General features: G+C 67.5%; 1 pseudogene. It reads left to right on the top strand.

Annotation, left to right across the window (positions count from 1 at the left end):
* Positions 1–246: pseudogene (locus tag ACR9ZK_RS22980) on the top strand (Gfo/Idh/MocA family protein); the annotation flags it as partial.

The raw sequence follows: 246 nt of genomic DNA, 5'->3' as shown, positions 1-246 counted from the left end.
TCCGTGACCAGGGTGGCGTCGAGCTGTCCGACGGCTCACGGGTGCAGGTCGAGCCGATCCTGGTCGGGCGCAACACGGAGAAGGTCAAGGAGATCGCCGAGCGACACGGCGTGGACCGGTACACCACCGACCTCGACGCCGCGCTGGCCAACCCCGAGGACGAGATCTACTCCGACGCCCAGCTGACGTCCGTGCGTGAGGAAGCGATCCTCAAGGCGATCACCGCAGTCACTCACACCTCCCCCC

This window comes from Monashia sp. HAY1-5C (assembly GCF_056755255.1).
This window is presented reverse-complemented; position numbering and strand designations above follow the sequence as displayed.